The sequence below is a fragment of the Flavobacterium ammoniigenes genome (assembly GCF_020886055.1).
Taxonomy (GTDB): domain Bacteria; phylum Bacteroidota; class Bacteroidia; order Flavobacteriales; family Flavobacteriaceae; genus Flavobacterium; species Flavobacterium ammoniigenes.
The window spans coordinates 1706630-1728696 of record NZ_AP025184.1 but is presented as its reverse complement, the minus strand read 5'-3'; the positions used below and the strand labels follow the sequence as shown (position 1 = coordinate 1728696).

The 22067-nt window shown below is 35.2% G+C and carries 16 protein-coding genes; 8 read left to right on the top strand and 8 right to left on the bottom strand.

The window, feature by feature from the left end; genetic code table 11:
• Positions 1-33: 33 nt before the first annotated feature.
• Positions 34-867, top strand: a complete 834-nt coding sequence (locus LPC21_RS07955; RefSeq protein ID WP_229316633.1) for an OmpA/MotB family protein — start codon at positions 34-36, stop codon at positions 865-867.
• 90 nt (positions 868-957) lie between these two features.
• Here LPC21_RS07955 and LPC21_RS07950 read toward each other — a convergent pair whose 3' ends face one another.
• The 3 genes from LPC21_RS07950 to LPC21_RS07940 all read right to left on the bottom strand — a co-directional run bounded on the left by LPC21_RS07950 (position 958) and on the right by LPC21_RS07940 (position 4803).
• On the bottom strand, positions 958-1578 hold the full coding sequence (locus LPC21_RS07950; protein WP_229316632.1) for an L-threonylcarbamoyladenylate synthase: 621 nt from the start codon (positions 1576-1578) through the stop codon (positions 958-960).
• 15 nt (positions 1579-1593) lie between these two features.
• Positions 1594-3930, bottom strand: coding sequence for an ATP-dependent helicase (locus tag LPC21_RS07945; RefSeq protein ID WP_229316631.1), 2337 nt, complete (start codon positions 3928-3930; stop codon positions 1594-1596).
• Between the two features lie 105 nt (positions 3931-4035).
• Entirely contained in the window at positions 4036-4803 is a 768-nt protein-coding gene (locus LPC21_RS07940; RefSeq protein WP_229316630.1) for a sulfite exporter TauE/SafE family protein, read from the bottom strand.
• A 97-nt stretch (positions 4804-4900) separates the two neighbouring features.
• On the opposite strand from LPC21_RS07940, the gene LPC21_RS07935 reads away from it, so the two are divergent.
• Positions 4901-5422 carry a DUF7935 family protein gene (locus tag LPC21_RS07935; protein ID WP_229316629.1) on the top strand — a complete coding sequence of 174 codons (522 nt, stop codon included), beginning with the start codon at positions 4901-4903 and terminating at the stop codon, positions 5420-5422.
• A 3-nt stretch (positions 5423-5425) separates the two neighbouring features.
• On the opposite strand, the gene LPC21_RS07930 is transcribed toward LPC21_RS07935, so the two are convergent.
• Entirely contained in the window at positions 5426-5974 is a 549-nt protein-coding gene (locus LPC21_RS07930) for a DUF1697 domain-containing protein (protein WP_229316628.1), read from the bottom strand.
• Positions 5975-5987: 13 nt separating this feature from the next.
• Complete coding sequence (locus tag LPC21_RS07925; RefSeq protein WP_229316627.1) at positions 5988-6461, bottom strand: NanQ anomerase/TabA/YiaL family protein; 474 nt, start codon at positions 6459-6461, stop codon at positions 5988-5990.
• 57 nt (positions 6462-6518) lie between these two features.
• Between LPC21_RS07925 and recG the strand changes: the two genes are divergently transcribed.
• The 6 genes from recG (at position 6519) to pheT (ending at position 17735) form a co-directional block, all read left to right on the top strand.
• Positions 6519-8627, top strand: a complete 2109-nt coding sequence (gene recG / locus LPC21_RS07920; RefSeq protein ID WP_229316626.1) for an ATP-dependent DNA helicase RecG — start codon at positions 6519-6521, stop codon at positions 8625-8627.
• Positions 8628-8724: 97 nt separating this feature from the next.
• Positions 8725-9780 carry an efflux RND transporter periplasmic adaptor subunit gene (locus LPC21_RS07915; RefSeq protein ID WP_229316625.1) on the top strand — a complete coding sequence of 352 codons (1056 nt, stop codon included), beginning with the start codon at positions 8725-8727 and terminating at the stop codon, positions 9778-9780.
• Positions 9781-12876: an efflux RND transporter permease subunit gene (locus LPC21_RS07910; protein ID WP_229316624.1), complete on the top strand. Its 3096-nt coding sequence runs from the start codon at positions 9781-9783 to the stop codon at positions 12874-12876.
• A 4-nt stretch (positions 12877-12880) separates the two neighbouring features.
• Complete coding sequence (locus tag LPC21_RS07905) at positions 12881-14194, top strand: TolC family protein (RefSeq protein WP_229316623.1); 1314 nt, start codon at positions 12881-12883, stop codon at positions 14192-14194.
• A gap of 17 nt (positions 14195-14211) precedes the next feature.
• On the top strand, positions 14212-15222 hold the full coding sequence (locus tag LPC21_RS07900; RefSeq protein ID WP_229316622.1) for a proline iminopeptidase-family hydrolase: 1011 nt from the start codon (positions 14212-14214) through the stop codon (positions 15220-15222).
• 92 nt (positions 15223-15314) lie between these two features.
• Positions 15315-17735: a phenylalanine--tRNA ligase subunit beta gene (gene pheT, locus LPC21_RS07895; protein ID WP_229316621.1), complete on the top strand. Its 2421-nt coding sequence runs from the start codon at positions 15315-15317 to the stop codon at positions 17733-17735.
• 137 nt (positions 17736-17872) lie between these two features.
• Here the strand turns inward: pheT and rpsA are convergent, their stop codons facing one another.
• From rpsA to cmk, 3 genes are all read right to left on the bottom strand, one after another.
• Complete coding sequence (gene rpsA / locus LPC21_RS07890; protein ID WP_229316620.1) at positions 17873-19651, bottom strand: 30S ribosomal protein S1; 1779 nt, start codon at positions 19649-19651, stop codon at positions 17873-17875.
• 305 nt (positions 19652-19956) lie between these two features.
• Positions 19957-21210 (bottom strand): nucleoside permease, encoded by a 1254-nt coding sequence (locus tag LPC21_RS07885; protein ID WP_229316619.1) that lies wholly within the window; start codon positions 21208-21210, stop codon positions 19957-19959.
• 65 nt (positions 21211-21275) lie between these two features.
• Positions 21276-21968 carry a (d)CMP kinase gene (gene cmk, locus LPC21_RS07880; RefSeq protein WP_229318572.1) on the bottom strand — a complete coding sequence of 231 codons (693 nt, stop codon included), beginning with the start codon at positions 21966-21968 and terminating at the stop codon, positions 21276-21278.
• Positions 21969-22067: the final 99 nt, after the last annotated feature.

Here is a 22067-nt window from a genome sequence, read left to right as displayed (position 1 = left end):
TACAAATCAAATAATCCAATAAAACCATCATCTATGAAAAAAGTTGTAATTGCTTTATCAGTATTGGCGCTTTTGAGTTCATGCGTTTCTAAAAAGAAATATGCTGAATTAGAAGCTAAAAACAAAGAAACTCAAGACTTATTAAATACCTGTACCGTTAAATTAAATTCTTGTTTAGAAGAAAAAGCAGCCTTATCAGCTACAGCTGTTGCTTTAAAAGATCAAAATCTTAATTTGATTGAAACCTCTAAAGAAATGGCAGTATTGTCTACCAAAGGAGCTCAAAATATAGAAAAAGCATTAGAATCTATCAAAGAAAAAGATTTGAAGATTAGTCGTATGCAAGATGCTTTAACCAAAAAAGACAGTGTAACATTAGCTGTAGTAACTAGTTTAAAAAGCGCTGTCGGATTATCTGATCCAGATATTGAAATTAATGTAGAAAAAGGAGTGGTTTTCATTTCTATTGCCGACAAACTATTATTCAAAAGCGGAAGCTATGATGTAACTGATAAAGCTAAAGGTGTTTTAGCTAAGGTTGCCAAAGTAATCAATGACAAACCTGACTTCGAATGCATGGTAGAAGGACATACAGATAATGTTCCTTTCACTGGAAGCGGAATTTTAATTGACAACTGGGATTTAAGTGTGAAACGTTCTACATCAATTGTTCGTGTTTTAACAGGTCAATTAGGAGTTAAACCTTCACAATTAATTGCAGCAGGTAGAAGTTCTTTCGTGCCTTTAGTTGATAACAATTCGGCTGACAACAGAGCACGTAACAGAAGAACGCGAATTGTTGTATTACCTAAAATTGATCAATTCTACGAAATGGTAGAAAAAGAAATGAAGAAACAACAAAAATAATAGTGTTGCAATTATAAAAAAACGTCTTGAATAATCAAGACGTTTTTTTTTATGTATTAATCTAAAATACAATATTTTAGATTGATTAGTTTAAAGTATATTTATATCTCCTTTGCCTTCTCTAATCACTATGGGTTCATGTCCGGATAAGTCAATTATAGTAGAAGCGGTGTTGTCTCCATAACCACCATCAATTACCATATCAACTAGATTCTGCCATTTCTCAAAAATTAGTTCGGGATCTGTGGTGTATTCAATTACATCATCTTCATCGTGAATCGAGGTCGAAACAATTGGATTCCCTAATTGTCGTACAATTTCTAATGCAATCGAATTGTCAGGAACTCGGATACCAACGGTAGTTTTCTTTTTAAACTCTTTTGGTAAATTGGTACTTCCTGGTAATATAAAAGTGTAGGGTCCAGGTAATGCTCGTTTTAAAATTTTAAAAGTTGCCGTGTCAATTTGTTTAACATAATCAGATAAATTACTCAAATCATGACAGATAAAAGAAAAATTAGCTTTCTCTAATTTTACTCCTTTGATTCGGGCAATACGTTCCAAAGCCTTTGTGTTGGTTATATCACAACCTAAACCATATACGGTATCTGTTGGATAGATTACTAAACCACCTTCTTTCAAGACTTTGACCACTTTGGCAATAGCCGACTCACTCGGTTTGTCAGGGTATATTTTTATAAATTCAGCCATAGTATTGTAATGAGTTTATCCAATTATCTCCAACTTTGCAAAACGCAATAAGAGTTTCTTAATACCTCCCACCTCAAAACGAATTTCCGCTTTTCTATCGGCACCCACGCCTTCCATATTAATTACTTCACCTTTGCCAAAACGTTCGTGCATCACAATATTTCCTGCCACTAATTTATTATCAAATAAATTGGCATTACTGGAATTGGGTGCGTTTCCAGTAACCGGTTTTAATCTACGAATGGGACTATCGGGTTTGGGTTGGTTATCGGTAATGTATTTAGGAGGTATTCCAGAAACTGGTTTGGCCAAACGCAATTTTGACTTATCAATATCTCCAAAAATATCACTATCAATCATCGGTTTGTAGCGGTAATTGGATTCGGCAGGCGTTAAATATTCCAAATATTGACTATCTATTTCTTCTACGAAACGCGAAGGTTCGCTATCTGTTAATTTTCCCCAGCGGTAACGGGATTGTGCATAAGTCAAATACGCTTGATGTTCGGCTCGAGTGAGTGCCACATAAAACAAACGACGTTCTTCTTCTAATTCCGAACGCGTACTCATACTCATCGCACTTGGAAACAAATCTTCTTCCATTCCCACCACAAAAACGTGCGGAAACTCTAATCCTTTGGCCAAGTGAATAGTCATTAACGCCACACGATCTTCATCACTCGTATCTTTATCTAAATCGGTTGCCAGAGCCACGTCTTCCATGAATTCGGATAAAGCACCACGTGCGCCATCTATTTCTTTTTGACCTTCGGTAAAATCCTTAATACCATTCAGTAATTCCTCAATGTTTTGAATTTTGGCCATACCCTCGGGTGTAGCGTCTTTTTTCAATTCTTGAACTAAACCGGTTTTTTTGGCCACATGATCAGTAATATAAAAAGCATCTTGGTTTTCATTAATAATTTGAAAACTCTTGATCATAGTAACAAAGTCGGTCAATTTTTGCTTGGTTCCCGAATTCAGTTTCAAGTCGATTTTGTCAATGTTTTGCATCACTTCAAAAATCGAACGCTTATAATGATTGGCTGCAATAGTCAACTTTTCGACAGTCGTATCCCCTATTCCTCTAGCAGGGTAATTAATCACCCGAATTAAAGCTTCTTCATCCTTTGGATTAATGATCAAACGCAAATAGCACAAGACATCTTTGATCTCTTTTCTTTGGTAAAAAGAAAGACCTCCATAAATTCGGTACGGAATATCACGTTTACGAAGGGCATCCTCCATAGCACGCGATTGTGCATTGGTTCGGTACAAAATTGCAAATTGACCATTTAGCATTTGGTTTTGCATCTTCTGTTCGAAAATTGTACTAGCTACAAAACGGCCTTCTTCCGCATCGGTCAAACTGCGATGCACTTTTATTTTGGGACCAAAATCATTGGCCGTCCAAACAATCTTATCCAGTTTAGTTTTATTTTTATCAATAATGGTATTCGCGGCTTCCACGATATTTCGAGTCGAACGGTAATTTTGTTCCAATCGAAAGGTTTTTACCCCTTCATAATCCTTTTGGAAATTTAAAATATTATTGATGTTGGCACCACGGAAAGCATAAATACTCTGTGCATCATCACCTACCACACAGATATTTTGAAATTTATCCGACAAAGCACGAACAATCAAATACTGCGAATGATTGGTATCTTGGTACTCATCGACCAAAATATAACGGAAACGATTCTGGTATTTGGCTAGAATTTCTGGGAATCGAGTCAGTAACTCATTCGTTTTCAATAATAAATCATCAAAGTCCATTGCTCCTGCTTTGAAACAACGCTCTACATAATTTTGATAAATTTCGCCTAAACGCGGTTTCTTGGACATCGCATCGGCTTCTTGTAATTCTGGGTTATTAAAGTAGGCTTTTACTGTAATCAGGCTGTTTTTATAAGAAGATATTCGGCCCAAAACCTGTTTGGGTTTGTAGATATCTCGATCCAATTGCATTTCCTTGATAATCGAAGAAATCAAACGTACTGAATCTTGCGAATCGTAGATGGTAAAATTAGACGGATAACCCAAATGCTCTGCTTCTGAACGTAAGATGCGAGCAAAAACCGAGTGAAAGGTTCCCATCCAAAGATTCTTAGCTTCACTAGCACCAACGATAGACGCAATACGATTCTTCATTTCGCGTGCCGCTTTGTTGGTAAAGGTCAATGACAAAATATTAAACGCGTCCACGCCTTGACTCATCAAATAGGCAATACGAATAGTCAACACTCGCGTTTTACCAGAACCGGCACCGGCAATGATAATCATTGGGCCGTCTTTTTGAAGGACTGGTTCGCGTTGCGCTTCGTTCAATTGATCAATATAGTGCTGCATTTGGAAATTAAATTATGGATAGCAAAAATAAGGATTAGCAATGTATTAAAGTAACAATTTGGAAATTTAAATGGATAAAAAACATCCAATTAACTTTTGTTCCATTTACTTATAAAACACATCGTATCCAAAACGGATTAATGTTCCGATAACGACAACTAAAAAAAAGATTCGGATAAAATTATTTCCTTTATTAATCGCTAGTTTAGCCCCTAAAAATCCGCCTAAAGCATTACTAAACGCCATTGGAATAGCAATGGCCCAAATGATTTTTCCTTTAATAAAAAACAAACAAATCGAACCAAAATTAGTGGCTAAATTGACCATCTTAGCATTCGCGGAAGCATGTAAAAAATCAAATCCCATGATAGCAATAAACGCTACAACTAAAAAACTTCCAGTTCCTGGACCAATAAAACCATCATACAAACCAACAATAAAACTAATGCTAACGGCATTGAATAACTGTCTTTGATGGGATATATTTTTTTCAATTTGTTGTCCAAAATTTTTCTTGGCATAGGTGTAAATCACTAAAAAAGAAAGTACTACTAACAAAATAGGCTTCATGAAATCATTGCTCACATAGGTCAATAAAGTCGAACCTAAAAATGCCGATGGAAAAGCTAACAGCATCATTATCGAAAGTAATTTCCAGTTCATCTCTACTTTCTTAAGGTATTGGTAGGCGGCAAAAGAAGTCCCGCTAAAAGCTGGGATTTTTAAACTTCCTACTACAGTTGAAACGGGTAAATTAGGCAACAAAATTAATCCCATTGGGGTTTGAATTAAACCACCGCCACCTACAACTGCATCAATAAAACCTGCAAAAAAGGCAGCCAAACACAATAAAATAATAATGTAATTTTCCATAAGGGATTGCTAAACTATTTACTTTACAAGTAGAAATATCTATTTCGTTTCCTACTTAAAAAGCGTATTTTTGTGTTTCAAAAATAGAAAAAAACAAATGGAAACAGCCAAAATACTTGAAATCCTTGGATACACACTACCGTCATTAGTCACAGGAGGTGTTGCTTATTTTTTATTTGAAAGCTACTTTAAAGACCAACAAAATACGCGTCGTTGGTTGTTGCAAAAAGAAACAAAAAAAGATCTTTTACCACTGCGTTTGCAAGCCTATGAGCGATTGACATTACTAATGGAACGCATTCATCCAGCTCAAATACTAGTGCGAAATACTCCTGTTTCCAATGATAAAAAAGAATATGAGAATTTTATTATTGACCAAATTCAACAAGAATTTGAACACAATTTAAGTCAACAAATTTATGTCTCTGGTGAATGTTGGTCCATTATTCAAACGGCTAAAAATGCTACTATTCAAATGATTCGCATTGCAGCTCAAAACGAAAAAGTCCACACCGCCGCCGACTTGAGAGAATTTGTAGTCAGTAGTTTGGTGGACAAAGCCTCGCCTACTTATGCCGCTTTGGATTTAATTAAACAAGAAGTGGGTCAATTGTGGTAAATCTTATTCTAGGTCCTCATACATAGCTAACAACTGCGTCACCGTGTTCCAATTACGAATAGTAGCCGTTACATTTAGTTTTTTCTCTATGTACTTTTGGTCTAATCTTGTCTTTCCTGCACCAACAGCATATTTAATGTAAATTCTATTCCCATCGATTTGTGCTTGATCGGGTTTTACCTGACTCATTTTTAAATCGTTAATCGCATCGCTTCGTAACTCAATTGATGTAAAAGCCACATACAATTTTTTGGTATCCAAATCTTTTTCCTTCAAATAGGGATTGTTTACCAAACAAGCATCTAAATCGGCTTTAGCAATCACCACCACTGGCACTTCATGACCGAAAGCTTTAAAAATTTCTTGTTTAATTAGAAAACCTACTTTAGAAGGATTGTCTTCTTCAGTAGTCACAAATACATTCCCAGATTGAATGTAGGTCGTTACCTTTTGAAAACCGATGTTTTCCAAAGTGGTTTTTAAGGCCTCCATTTTAATCATATTGTGTCCAGAAACATTGATGCCACGAAGTAAAGCGAGATGAGTTATCATTGTGATTTACTATTTATTGAATTAAGACTTTAATCACTACTTTCTTAACTTCTAAAACGGTTTCCGTTTGAACACAAGGTTGGTGCAAATCATCTGGAAAAAAAATAGTAAACATTCCTTTTGAAACCCTAACCAAAGAAGTAGTTCCTTCGTAAAACGTATAATCTTTTTCAAGGTTTTGTTCCAATATCGTTTGATTATTTTGAGTGGTAATACCCATCATTTCTTCGCCCTGAATTACATATTGAATGTCAATGTACTTTTTATGGCTTTCTAATTTGCATTCCGCAATAGGTTTCGTATGGTATTCTTGTACCAATGCAAAAATAGTATCGCCATCAATATCGTGTTTTCCAGAAGGAAGAGAGTCTAAATCGGTAGTGCGCAAATAGTCAAAACCCTTGGCAATTCGTTCATTAATTGATTGGTAAAGGTGACAGTTAGCTAAGGTGTCGAGAATCATTGTAGAAGGTTTAATTTTTTTCAAATATATCATTTTCAAACGCTATTTTCTAGTTTCCCAACAAAAAACTATCTTCGCAGTATGCAGCAAAATCTTCTACAAACTCCTATAGAATACCTTAAAGGCGTGGGTCCTCACCGAGGCGAACTCCTACGCAAGGAATTAGGAATTTTTAAGTACGGAGATTTGGTGAATTTCTTTCCTAATCGCTACATCGACAGAACGCGTTATTATAAAATTAACGAGTTGCAAAACACTGCTTCTGAGGTCCAAATCGTTGGCAAAATCATCCATATCAAAACAGTGGAATTTGGCAAAAACAAAAAACGCTTGGTGGCTACATTTGTTGACGATACTGGCCAAATGGAATTGGTTTGGTTCCAAGGACACAAATGGATTCGGGAAAGTTTGAAGTTGAATGAAGTTATTGTAATTTTTGGAAAATGTACTTCATTCAATGGCACGTTCAACATGGCACATCCTGAAATGGAATTGTTGAGTGAGCATCAAAAAAGCTTACGATCTGCCATGCAAGCCATATATCCTTCTACCGAAACCTTGGCGAATCGTGGCATTTCAAACAGGGTCATCATCAAGATGATGCAGCAGTTGTTTTTGGAAACCCAAAACTTGTTTTCAGAAACTTTGCCTGATTATTTATTGGACCAATTAAAACTGATTCCTAAAAAAGTAGCTTTATTCAACATTCATTTTCCTCAAAGTAGCGAAGCGTTGGCGAAAGCCCAATTCCGATTAAAATTCGAAGAATTGTTCTTTATTCAGTTACAATTGATTACTAAAAATCTGGTTCAGAAACACAAAATAAAAGGGCATCCCTTTACCAATGTTGGCGATTATTTCAATGATTTTTATCAAAACCATTTGCCTTTTGAATTGACCAATGCGCAGAAAAGAGTAATCAAAGAAATCCGCACCGACATGGGTAGTAATGCTCAAATGAATCGTTTGTTACAGGGTGATGTAGGTTCTGGAAAAACTATTGTGGCGTTTATGAGCATGCTTTTGGCCATTGATAATGGTTTCCAAGCTTGTTTGATGGCACCTACTGAAATCTTAGCCAATCAGCATTTTTTAGGTTTGTCCGAATTGGCAAAGACCGCCAATATCAATATCCAATTATTAACAGGATCAACCAAAACTGCAGAACGAAAAATAATTCATGAAGCTCTGGAAGACGGTAGTTTACATATTCTAATCGGAACTCATGCTTTATTAGAAGACAAAGTGCAATTTAAGAATTTAGGATTAGCCGTAATTGATGAGCAACATCGTTTTGGCGTAGAGCAACGTTCTAAATTATGGAAAAAAAATGCGATTCCGCCACATGTATTAGTGATGACTGCCACTCCTATTCCGAGAACCTTAGCCATGAGTTTGTATGGCGATTTGGATATCTCAGTTATAGACGAATTGCCACCAGGACGAAAACCAATTCAAACCGTACATCGATTTGACAGCAACCGACTGAAAGTTTGGAAGTTTTTAAAAGACGAAATTGCTTTAGGAAGACAAATTTATATAGTTTATCCTTTGATTCAAGAATCGGAGAAAATGGATTTCAAAGATTTGATGGACGGTTACGAAAGTATTTCGCGTGATTTTCCATTGCCACAGTATTCTATTTCTATTTTACATGGTAAAATGAAACCTGCCGATAAAGACGCTGAAATGAAACGCTTTGTTGAAGGAAAAACCAATATTATGGTGGCTACAACCGTAATTGAAGTAGGTGTCAATGTTCCCAATGCCAGTGTGATGATTATTGAAAGTGCCGAGCGTTTTGGATTGTCACAATTACACCAATTGCGCGGTCGTGTGGGACGTGGTGCTGAACAAAGTTATTGCATCTTGATGACGAGTCACAAATTAAGTTCAGACAGTAAAACTCGCATGGAAACGATGGTCAGTACCAATGACGGATTTGAAATTGCCGAGGTGGATTTAAAACTTCGCGGACCAGGCGACTTAATGGGAACCCAACAAAGTGGAGTTTTAAATCTTCAAATAGCTGATATTGTAAAAGATAGAGACATTTTAATGCTGGCTAGAAATTATGCTTTACAATTACTACGAGAAGATGCCAGCATGCAAAAACCTGAGCATACTACTATGCGAAACGTGTTCATAGAAATGACAAAAAAGAAAAATATTTGGAATTATATTAGTTGATAAGACAACTTATAAATAAATACTCCAATTTAGTTTGTAATCAAATACATTGTTCTAAATTTGAAGATTGCGTTATTAAGACACTTTAATTATAATTATGAAAATAAAGACACTCGTTTACTCCTTGTTATTAATAGGATTAGTTGGTTTAATTGGTTACCGAATTACTAAAAATAGTGATGCTAAAGGTCCTAAAGAAAAAGGAAAAGAAGAACAACCCATTACAGTAAGTGGTACAGTTGTTCGATTACAAACCTTCGACAATAATTTAGCTCTTTCAGGTTCGATTGAAGCCAATGAACAAGTGGAGATTCGCTCTGAAGTATCAGGAATTGTAAAGACTATTTATTTCCAAGAAGGTAGCAATGTATCCAAAGGACAAGTACTATTGAAAGTGGATGATATTGAATTGAAAGCACAATTGGCACAAGCCAAAACCAAAGAAAGCTTAGCATCGGAAAACGAAAGAAGAGCTAAATTATTATTGCAAAAAGAAGCTATTAGTCAAGAAGAATATGATATTGCCAGAGCCGACTATCAATCAGCCAAAGCGCAAAGTCAATTAATATTGGCACAAATTGAAAAAACTACTGTTCGTGCGCCTTTTTCTGGAAAGATTGGTTTGCGTTCCATTTCGCCAGGAACCTATGTTACTCCTGCCCTTTTAGTGGCCAAATTGGTTAATAGCGGACAACTGAAAATCACCTTTTCAATTCCTGAAAAGTATGCTTCACAAGTGAATAAGAATAGATTTATCACTTTTAAAGTGACAGGATCTGATGCATCGTATTCGGCAAAAATATACGCGATTGAACCAGAGGTAGAAATTGCTACACGAACATTGAAAGTGCGTGCTTTGGCAGATAACAAAAATGGTAAATTATTACCGGGTACTTTTGCTGATGTGCAATTGCCATTGGATATTATTAAAGATGCGGTTGTAATTCCAACAGAAGCAATTATTCCGGTACAAGACGGAAAAAAAGTATTTATTGCTAATAAAGGAATGGCCAAAGAAGTCATGGTGGCAACTGCAACAAGAACCGATGCGTCTATTTTAGTACTTTCAGGTTTAAAAGCTGGTGATACAGTATTAACTTCAGGAGTGATGTCTTTGAAAGACGAAGCGCCTATAGTTGTAAAAATAAAATAAATGAGTTTATCTACCTTAAGTATAAAAAGACCCGTATTTACAATCGTTGTCAATCTAACTATTGTATTATTTGGTTTGATTGGATACAGCTTTTTAGGAGTTCGTGAATTCCCATCAATTGATCCGGCTCAGGTTTCTATTCGTACCAACTACACTGGTGCCAATTCGGATATTATCGAATCACAAATTACAGAACCCTTAGAAAAAGCCATTAATTCCATTGACGGAATTCGTAATGTTACTTCTTCTAGTATTCAAGGGAGTAGTAATATTACGGTCGAATTCAATCTAGACAAAGATTTAGAAGAAGCTGCCAATGATGTTCGTGATAAAGTATCACAAGCTACCCGTAGTTTACCACAAGATATTGATGCGCCACCGGTAGTATCTAAAGCGGATGCGAATAGTGACGCCATCATTTCAATGACTGTGCAAAGTGATTCCCGTTCTGCTTTAGAATTGAGTGATTTTGCCGAAAATGTTATTGGTCAACGTTTAGAAACCATTCCTGGGGTTAGTGGAATCCAAATATGGGGGCAAAAACGATACGCCATGCGTTTGTGGATTGACCCTGTGAAATTGGCTTCCTACGGCTGTACCGTTTCTGAAGTAAGAGCAGCATTAAACAAACAAAACGTAGAATTACCTTCCGGAAAAATTACTGGTGCAAATACCGAATTAATGGTAAAAACCATTGGTAATTTATCCAAAGCCGAAGAATTTAACAATATCATTATTCGTTCTGAAGGTGATAAAATTGTACGATTCAGCGATATTGGAAAAGCAGAAATTGGTCCTGAAAATGTGGAAACTAATATGATGCAATCTGGAGTTCCTTTAGTAGGTATTGCCATTGTACCTCGTCCAGGAGCCAATTATTTAGACATTGCTAAAGCATTTTACAAAGAGTTTGAGCGCTTTAAGAAAGACTTGCCAAAAGACATCCGATTGAATATCGTTATTGATAATACTGTTTTTGTTAAGCAATCAGTTATTGAGGTTGCTGAAACTTTAGGAATTTCAATCTTGTTAGTGGTTTTAATCATCTATTTGTTCTTTAGAGATTGGGCTATTGCTTTCCGACCGTTGATAGACATTCCGGTATCCTTAATTGCTACTTTCTTTATCATGTGGTTGTTTGGATTCTCCATTAATGTATTGACTTTGTTAGCAATTGTTTTAGCTACTGGATTAGTAGTCGATGACGGAATTGTTGTAACTGAAAACATTTTCAAAAAAGTGGAAGAAGGCATGTCGCCTATCGAAGCAGCCATAAAAGGTTCCAACGAAATCTTTTTTGCGGTGATTTCGATCTCTATCACTTTAGCAGCCGTATTCTTACCCGTGATTTTCTTAGAAGGATTTGTTGGTCGACTATTTCGAGAGTTTGGAGTCGTGATTGGTGCAGCCGTTTTGGTTTCGGCCTTTGTATCGCTTACCCTTACTCCTATGTTGAACGCCTATTTAATGAAAGGTGGAAAGCAAGAGAAATCGAAATTTTATAATTTAACTGAACCTTATTTTCAAAAGTTAAACACAGGATATGCAGAAGCTTTAACCAATTTCATGAAAAAGAAATGGATTAGTTTTCCAATTTTAATTGCTTGTTTTGGTCTAATTTATTTGTTTTTTAATTTATTGAAAAAAGAAACCGCTCCCTATGATGATCGTAGTGGTATGGTTTTGCGAGTTGCCACTGCAGAAGGCGCCTCGTACGAATACACCGATCGCTTTATGCAAGAAATATCGAAATTGGTAGACGATTCTATACCAGAGAAGAAAGTAGCTTTGGTGATTACTTCTCCAGGATTTAATGCTTCATCGGTGAATAGTGGTTTCGTTAGAATTTCATTATTACAACCTGACGAGAGAAAAGCATCACAAAAAGAAGTTGCCGAAAAATTAACCAAATGGACTAGCGCCTATTCAGAAGCTAAAACATCCGTTATTGAACAACCCACAATTGCAGTGAATAGACGTGGTGGATTACCAATTCAATATATTATTCAAGCTTCAAATTTTGAAAAACTAAGAGAAAAGATTCCGTTGTTTATGGAAGAAGCCGCTAAAAACGAAACCTTCTCCACTACCGATGTGAATTTGAAATTCAACAAGCCTGAAATCAATGTAACCATTGACAGAGAAAAAGCGGAAAGTCTAGGAATATCCGTTCTAGATGTAGCACAAACATTACAGCTTTCTTTAAGTGGTCAACGTTTTGGATATTTTATTCGCAATGGAAAACAGTACCAAGTCATTGGTCAATTTGAAAAAAGTGATCGTGCTAAACCTTTGGATTTAACCTCCATGTTTGTCAAAAATAGCAAAGGCGAATTAATTCAAATGGATAATGTAGTTACTATTGAAGAACAAAGTAACCCTACCCAATTGTATCATAATAATCGATATATGTCGGCTACCGTTTCTGCTGGTTTGGCTCCTGGAAAAAGTATCAGTGACGGTATTGAAGCTATGGACGAAATCAAAGCTAAAGTTTTAGATGACTCTTTCACTACAGATTTGGGCGGAGAATCCAGAGACTTTGTAGAAAGTAGTTCGAATACCTCTTTTGCTTTTGGATTGGCTTTGGTATTAATTTTCTTGATTCTTGCTGCGCAATTTGAAAGTTTTATTGATCCAATTATAATCATCCTAACAGTGCCAATGGCAGTTGCGGGTGCCTTATTTTCACTATGGTTATTCAATCAAACTTGGAATATCTTTAGCCAGATTGGAACGGTTATGTTGATTGGTTTGGTAACCAAAAACGGAATCTTGATTGTCGAATTTGCTAATCAATTACGCGAACAAGGCAAACCAAAATTAGAAGCTATTTTAGAAGCCTCAGAAGCGCGCCTTCGTCCTATTTTAATGACCAGTTTAGCGATTGCTTTAGGAGCATTGCCAATTGCATTATCGCTTGGGGCTGCTTCTAATAGTAGAATTGGGATGGGAGTCGTAATTGTTGGTGGAACTGTATTTTCTTTGGTATTGACTTTATTCGTTATTCCAGCCTTGTACCTGATGTGGTCGAAAACTAGAAAACATTATCCTGAATTTGATCATATCAACGAATACGAACAAGAAAGTAAATAAATCTATGACACAGTATAAATTCATCCTAATACTACTGCTTTTTTTGGGCTTTAACCAAACAAAAGCGCAAGAAGTTTTAACTCTAGAAGCTGCTGTAAAAATAGCTTTAGAAAACAATTACGAAATTAAAATTGCTTCCAATAATTCAATAGTTAATACCACAAATGTAGCCATTGGAAATGCCGGAATGTTACCTACAATTGCTGCTACAGCAACTGCTAACAATAGAGTACAAAACAGTTCCCAAACCTTGCAAAGCGGAGTTGTGAATTCATTGGATAATGCTAAAAATAACAGCTTAAATTATGGTGTTAACTTGGATTGGACTGTTTTTGACGGGTTCAGAATGTTTGCCAGATTGGATCAATTGAAAGAGTTACAAAAATTGGGTGAAGCACAGCTGAAGCAAACCATTCTTTCAAAAATTAGTGCTGTTACAAGTACTTATTTTGATTTAGTGCAGCAACAACAACAATTACTAGCTTTAGATTCTACTATTGTACTATCCAATCAACGTTTGACTTTGGCACAAAACCGTTTTGTGATTGGTAAGGCTTCCAAATTGGAAGTGTTGAATGCCCAAGTCGATTTGAATACCGATCAGGTGACTCTTTTAAGACAAAAGGAATTGTATGCCAATACCAAAACCATGATGAATCAAATTTTGGCTCGAAATACTAAAACTGATTTCAATGTAATTGATGTTATTCGTGTTGATGGGGCCTTACAATTAAATGAATTAAGTGCTTTGGCTGAACAACAAAACCCACAATTGGTAGCCCAAATTATTTCTAATAAAGTAGCAGAATTGCAATTGAAACAGGTAAAAGCCAATAGATATCCTACTGTTCGATTAAGTACTGGATATAATTTATTAGAAACGCAAGCTAGTTTAGGCTTTGCTACAGCCACATCTGCCAAAGGATTTAATTATGGTTTTAGTGCGGCTTTGAATCTTTTTGATGGCTTTGCCCAAAACAGGAATGAAAAAATAGCACAACTTCAAATTGATAATTCAAAATTAATAATTGATCAACAAAAGTTAGCCTTAGAATCTCAATTAGCGACTTCCTATCAAACCTATTTGACCAACCTTGAACTTATTCGTTTGGAAGAAAAAAATGAAGCAATTGCTAAACAAAATTTAGCTATTACCTTAGATAAATTTAAAATTGGTACAATTACTACTTTAGAATTTAGAACGGCTCAATTGAATTATGTAAATGCAAAAGTACGCAACAGCAATGCGCAATTTCAAGCTAAATTATCTGAAATTGCCTTAAAAGAATTGGCCGGTACTATTAATCTAGCAAACTAATTTAAACTCAAAATACTATGAAAACATTCGCTAAACTTATTTTGGTGTTCACAATTACATTTTTTGTTTCCTGTCAAAAAGGAACTACTGATTCTCAATCAGTATATTTTGAAAAGACAACAGATAGTATTCAAAATGGTGGTGTAAAAGTGATTCCCATCATTACTTCAAAAGGCACTTTTAAGGTTTGGACCAAGCGCATTGGAAACAATCCTAAAATAAAACTACTATTGCTTAACGGTGGCCCTGGTGCTACGCATGAGTATTTTGAATGTTTTGAAAATTTCTTGCCCGCTGAAGGAATCGAAATTATTTATTATGATCAATTAGGCTGTGGTAATTCTGACAACCCAAATGATGTGGCGCTTTGGGATCTAGCTCGCTATGTAGAAGAAGTGGAACAAGTCCGAAAAGCCTTGAATTTAGACGCTTCGAACTTTTATATGTTAGGCCATTCTTGGGGAGGTATTTTAGCTATGGAATATGCGTTAAAGTACCAACACAATATGAAAGGCTTGATTATTTCCAATATGATGTCGAGCTGTCCGGAATATGGGAAATATGCTGACGAAGTATTGTCCAAACAAATGGATCCAAAGGTATTGGCTGAACTCAACCAAATAGAGGCAGCTAAAGATTTTACTAAACCACGCTATATGGAATTATTGATTCCAAATTTTTACGAAAAACACATTCTACGTTTTCCAGCCAAAGATTGGCCAGAGCCAGTAAACCGTTCATTTGCCAAAATGAATCAGTCGTTATATGTAAGCATGCAAGGCCCTAGCGAATTTGGAATTTCCGGAAAATTAGAAAAATGGGATCGAAAAGCCGATTTGAAAAATATCACCATTCCTACCCTAGTGATTGGAGCCAAATACGACACTATGGATCCTAAACACATGGAAGAAATGTCAAAATTGGTACAAAATGGAACCTATTTATTTTGCCCAAAAGGAAGTCATATGGACTTTTATGATGACCAAAAAGTATATTTTGAAGGGTTAATTCCGTTTCTAAAAAAATAAATTTAATCGCTTTTAGGCCAATAAAAATCAAATAAATTGTTTCCTACTCCAATCAGCAATCCTTATATTTGCAGACCTGAAAATAATTCGCAATGAAAATATCATACAACTGGATCAAACAGTTCATTAAAATAGATTGGCAATCAGAAGAAACAGCTGCTTTATTAACCGATTTAGGTTTGGAGGTAGAAGTTGTCGAGAAATACCAATCAGTAAAAGGTGGCTTAGAAGGAATAGTAGTGGGACATGTTTTGACTTGTGTGCCTCACCCAGATGCTGACCGATTAAAAATTACAACCGTTGATTTAGGTGATGGTATTCCTGTTCAAATTGTTTGTGGAGCTAGTAATGTTGCCGCTGGACAAAAAGTACCTGTAGCTACTATTGGAACTGTTTTATACGATAAAGAAGGAGAATCATTTACTATTAAAAAAGGTAAAATTCGCGGACAAGAAAGTCACGGGATGATATGTGCCGAGGACGAAATTGGTTTAGGATCAAGTCATGAAGGAATTATGGTGTTAGACCCATCTCTTCAACCTGGGATTCCAGCGGCTACCGTTTTTAAAATCGAAAATGACGAAGTTTTTGAAATTGGATTAACACCTAACCGTGCCGATGCAATGAGCCATTATGGAACAGCACGTGATTTAAGAGCGGGAATGATTCAAAGTGGTGTAAATGTAGAATTAATTACACCCTCAGTTACAAAATTTAGAGTGGATAAACGCACTTTAAAAATTGATATTGACGTTAAAGAAAGTAATTTAGTTCCAAGATATTGTGGTCTTACTATTTCAGGAATTACGGTACAACCCTCTCCTGCTTGGTTGCAAAATCGTTTAAAAGCCATTGGATTAAATCCAAAAAACAATATTGTGGATGTTACTAATTATGTATTACACGAATTAGGACAACCTTTGCATGCTTTTGATGCAGCTAAAATTAATGGTAAAGTGATTGTAAAAACGTTGCCTTCAGGAACCAAATTCACTACACTTGATGATGTAGAACGTAGTTTACACGAAGAAGACATCATGATTTGTGACGAAAACGGTCCGTTATGTATTGCAGGTGTTTTCGGTGGAAAAGAATCAGGTGTTTCAGAAAGTACAACTAGCATCTTCTTAGAAAGTGCTTATTTTAATCCTGTTAGTGTTCGTAAAACGGCCAAAAGACATCAACTAAATACAGATGCTTCTTTCCGTTTTGAAAGAGGAATTGATCCTTCTATTACCGATTATGCTTTAAAACGTGCGGCTTTATTAATTCAAGAAGTAGCGGGTGGTGAAATTACATCTGACTTAATTGATGTATATCCAAAAAAAATAGACGATTTTAGTGTGTTCTTGAATTTCAATAAAGTAACTAAAATTATTGGTCAGGAAATTCCGAAAGACATCATTAAGAAAATATTAGTTTCACTTGATATCAAAGTAAACAGTGTTACCGATTCTGGATTGGGATTGACTATTCCTGCCTATCGTGTTGATGTACAACGTGAAATTGATGTCATTGAAGAAATCTTGCGTGTGTATGGATACAATAACATCAAATTCTCCAACAAGGTCAATGCGACAATAGCTAATTCACCTAGAACTGAAGATTATAAAATTCAAAATGTTGTAGCAACGCAATTGAATTCACAAGGCTTTCACGAAATGATGGCCAACTCATTGACAACAGCTAATTATATTCAGCTTTCAGATTTATTGAAAGAAGAACATAATGTGACCATGTTAAATCCATTAAGTAGTGATTTAGCAACCATGCGTCAATCACTATTGTTCTCAGGATTGGAAGCTATTTCATACAATATCAATAGAAAAAATACCGATTTAAAATTATTTGAATTCGGAAAAACCTACCACAACTACCCTTCTGGATACGAAGAGAAAAAACATTTGACTCTTTTTCTAACTGGAAATAGGAATCAAGAAACTTGGACATCGGGACAAAAACCTACTGATTTCTTTTTGTTTAAAGGATATGTTACTGCAGTTTTAGAAAGACTAGGAATTCAGAAAACGCAAAACCAACCTCTAACAACTGATGTATATTCGGAAGGAATAGCAATTAGTTTAGGAAAAGATACTATTGTCGAAATTGGTGTGGTTAAAAAATCAATTCTAAAACACTTTGGAATCAAACAAGAAGTATTTTTTGCCGATTTCAATTGGGCCGCTATTTTGAAACTAATTTCGAATAAAGTTAAATTTACTGAAATTCCGAAATACCCAGAAGTTCGAAGAGATTTAGCCTTATTGCTTGACCAAGCGGTGACTTACGAAAGTATTTATACTATTGCCAAACAAACAGAAAAATCACTATTGAAAAATGTTGATTTGTTTGATGTGTACGAAGGTCAAAATTTACCGGAAGGAAAAAAATCATATGCTCTAAGCTTTAGCATTCAAGACAGCTCAAAAACTTTGACAGACGAGCAAATTGATAAAATCATGTCCAAGCTACAGAAGAATTTTGAAACGGAACTAGGAGCTGTTTTGAGATAGTTTTATAAAGTAATATAAAAAGTAAAAACCCTAAGTCTTTTGGATTTAGGGTTTTTTATTTGTTGCAGCACAAAATTGTTGCCAATAAAAAAAGCCTCACAAAACTGTGAGGCTTTTGTATTTAGAAAAACTGAGAATTATTTTTTCTCTGTTTTTTCCATTTTAGCTTTCAAAGCTGCTAATACATCATTGTTATCTCCTAAAGTTGCAGCTGGTGCATTAGTAGTTGAAGCAGATGAAGTATTTTCAGAAACTGTTCTCACATTTTTCTCTTCTTCTTCACGGAAGATTGCAGTATGAGAAGCAACTACTCTTTTGAATTCTTTATTGAATTCGATTACTTTGAAATCAGCAGATTCTCCTTTTTTCAATTTCTTACCGTCTTCTTTTTCTAAGTGACGAGTAGGAATGAAAGCAACGATATCATCACCAAATTCTACAGTAGCTCCTTTGTCAACGATTTCAGCAATTTCTCCTGTGTGGATAGTTCCAACAGCGAAAGAACCTTCATATTGATCCCAAGGATTAGCAGTAGTTTGTTTGTGACCTAAAGATAATTTACGTCCTTCAACATCTAATTCTAATACAACTACGTCTAATTTTTCACCAACATTTACAAACTCAGATGGATGTTTGATTTTCTTAGTCCAAGAAAGGTCAGAGATATAAATCAATCCGTCGATTCCTTCTTCTAATTCTACGAAAATTCCAAAGTTTGTAAAGTTTCTAACGATACCAGAATGTTTAGAACCTACTGGGTATTTAGAAGTAATGTCAGTCCATGGATCTTGTGTCAATTGTTTGATACCTAAAGACATCTTACGATCGTCTCTATCCAAAGTTAAGATAACTCCTTCAACGATATCACCCACTTTTACGAAATCTTGAGCAGAACGTAAGTGAGTAGACCAAGACATTTCAGAAACGTGGATTAAACCTTCAACACCTTCAGCAACTTCGATAAATGCACCGTAATCAGCGATTACAACTACTTTACCTTTTACTTTATCACCAACAGCTAAGTTAGCATCTAAAGCATCCCATGGGTGAGCGTTTAATTGTTTCAATCCTAATTGAATTCTTGTTTTCTCATCATCGAAATCAAGGATTACAACATTTAATTTTTGATCTAATTCAAGAACTTCACTTGGGTGATTGATTCTTGACCAAGAAAGGTCAGTAATGTGGATTAATCCATCAACACCACCTAAGTCAATAAACACACCATAAGAAGTAATGTTTTTAACCACACCTTCTAATACTTGTCCTTTTTGTAATTGACCAATGATTTCTTTTTTCTGAACCTCAATATCCGCTTCAATAAGCGCTTTGTGAGATACAACAACATTTTTGAATTCGTGGTTAATTTTAACTACTTTGAATTCCATGTTTTTGTTTACGTAAACATCATAATCACGGATTGGTTTCACATCAATTTGTGAACCTGGTAAGAACGCTTCGATTCCGAAAACGTCAACGATCATACCACCTTTAGTTCTACATTTAACAAAACCAGTAACGATTTCACCTGTTTCGTTTGCAGAAATAACTCTATCCCAAGATTTGATAGTACGTGCTTTTCTATGTGATAATACTAACTGACCTGTTTTGTCCTCACGGATGTCAATTAATACTTCTACTTTGTCACCTACTTTTAAGTTTGGATTGTAACGGAATTCGTTTAAAGAAATAACACCTTCCGATTTTGCATTGATATCAACGATAACGTCTCTATCTGTAATTCTAACAACAACACCTTCTACTACTTCTTCTTGATCTGTAGCAATAAAAGTTTTTGATACTAATGCTTCGAATTCTTGTAAGTTTTTTTCATCTACTGCATCAATTCCTTCTTGGAAGTTATGCCAGTTAAAATTTGCTAAAAACTCTTCTTGTGATTTTAATTGTTCAGACATGCTGATTAAAAATTTGTATTCTGTATTTTCTCGGATTTCTTAATGTGAAAGAAAACAACAGAAGTTGTTTGTATAATTAATTGATACCTAGAGGAAATCCTTATCCACCAAAAGGTGGGCAAAGGTAAAACAACTTTATTCAATTATCAAATTTATTTTACGATAAACTACCGATTAATTCATTGACAATCAGAACGAATAACAAACTATACATTGCAAATAGAAATCGCTTCTCTTTTCATGACTTTTAAACATAAAAAAACCAAGAACAAGTCTTGGTTTTAAATATAAACAGGAAGTGAATCTTAATGACTAACTTGCTCTATTTCAGTAGGATTATGCTTGTGTTTGAAGAATATAGCAAAAGCCACCGTAATGACCAAGGCGTAAATAGCGAAAGTAAGCCAAATCATATGCCAGTCTTTTCCTTCTGGAGTCGTAAAATATTTTTCTATGATATAGCCACTTGTAATACTTCCAAAAATAGCTCCAAAACCATTCGTCATCATCATAAACAAGCCTTGTGCTGATGAACGTATGGTTGAATCTGTTGACGTTTCAATAAATAGCGATCCTGAAATATTAAAAAAGTCGAATGCCATTCCGTAAACAATACACGACATAATAATCATCCACAATCCATCACCTGGGTTTCCATATGCAAATAAGCCAAAACGCAACACCCAAGCTATCATACTAAACAACATAACTTGTTTAATTCCAAAACGTTTTAAGAAAAACGGGATAGCCAAAATGAATAAGGTCTCTGAAATTTGTGAAATCGACATAATTATGGTCGAATATTTTACTACTAATGAATCTGCATATTCAGGCAATAATTTAAAATCATCTAAGTATACATCTCCATACGCATTAGTCAATTGTAACGCAGCTCCTAAAAACATACTAAACAAAAAGAATAAGGCCAATTTATAATCAGCAAATAATTTAAAAGAACTCAATCCGATCAAATCAATAAACGATTTACTATCTGTCGTTTTGCCTTCTGGCAAACATTTAGGTAAGGTAAAGGCGTAAACTCCTAAAAATACAGCTGCAATAGCTGCAATATAAAATTGATTTTCGCTAGCTTTATTATCGGTCAAATTGGTAATCCACATAGCAACAATAAAACCAACTGTTCCCCAAACGCGGATAGGTGGAAAATCTTTTACGACATCCAAATTCCCTTTTTTCAAAGCGTTATACGCCACCGAATTGGACAAAGCAATAGTAGGCATATAAAAAATCATAGCTACTAATATCACCCAAAAAAAATCAGTCGGACTGGTCACCTGAGGTACATAAAAAAGAGTTAAACCTCCTAAGATATGTAAGGCACCATATAATTTTTCAGCATTAATCCATCGGTCAGCAATAATACCACAAAGTGTAGGCATAAAAATAGAAGCAATTCCCATTGTAGAAAATATGGCTCCAAATTGTGCTCCATCCCAATGTTTTGTACCAAACCAATAATTTGCAACAGTAATTAACCAAGCGCCCCATACAAAAAACTGCAAAAAGCTCATGACTGTCAATCTCAATTTTATACTCATAATAGTGGTGTTAATTCTAATAAATAATTTGTAAATCTAACATTAAAAAAGATATATGCAACCAATTAATTGGTTGCAATAATTGCATTTACTAAATCCAAAACAACTTGAAATTGCTCTTCCCTTGACAAATGCGAATTGTCAATTTCAACTGCATCCTCAGCCATTACTAGTGGAGAATCCTTGCGATGGGTATCGATATAATCTCGTTCTTCAACATTTTTCAATACTTCTTCGTAAGTTACCGCATCTCCTTTTTGAACTAATTCGTCAAAACGTCGTTGCGCACGTGTAGCAGCACTCGCGGTCATAAAAATCTTCAATTCAGCATCCGGAAAAACAACTGTGCCAATATCGCGTCCATCCATAACGATGCCTTTATTTTTTCCCATTTCTTGTTGTTGCTCAACTAATTTGGACCGAACTTCGGATACTTCCGCCACCTTACTTACATAAGCCGAGACTTCAATAGTACGTATTTCCTTTTCTACATTCTGTCCGTTCAAGTACATTTCGGCAAAACCTAATTCATTATTGAATTTAAATTCTAAACTAATGTTTTTTAAATGGTTAACCAATTCTACTTTATTGAAAGAATCAATTGAAATATATTGGTTTTGCATTGCAAAAAAAGCAACAGCTCGGTACATCGCTCCAGTATCCACATAGATATAACCCAACTGTTGGGCCAATTGTTTAGCCAAGGTACTTTTTCCTGTAGAAGAAAATCCATCAATGGCTATGGTGATTTTATTTATCAAAATATATTTGTTTAATTAAGGCTTGCGTTGCGAAGATAAAATTATAAATACAATAAACGAAAAATTCCAAACCCCAAAACAGAAAAATTATCAGTT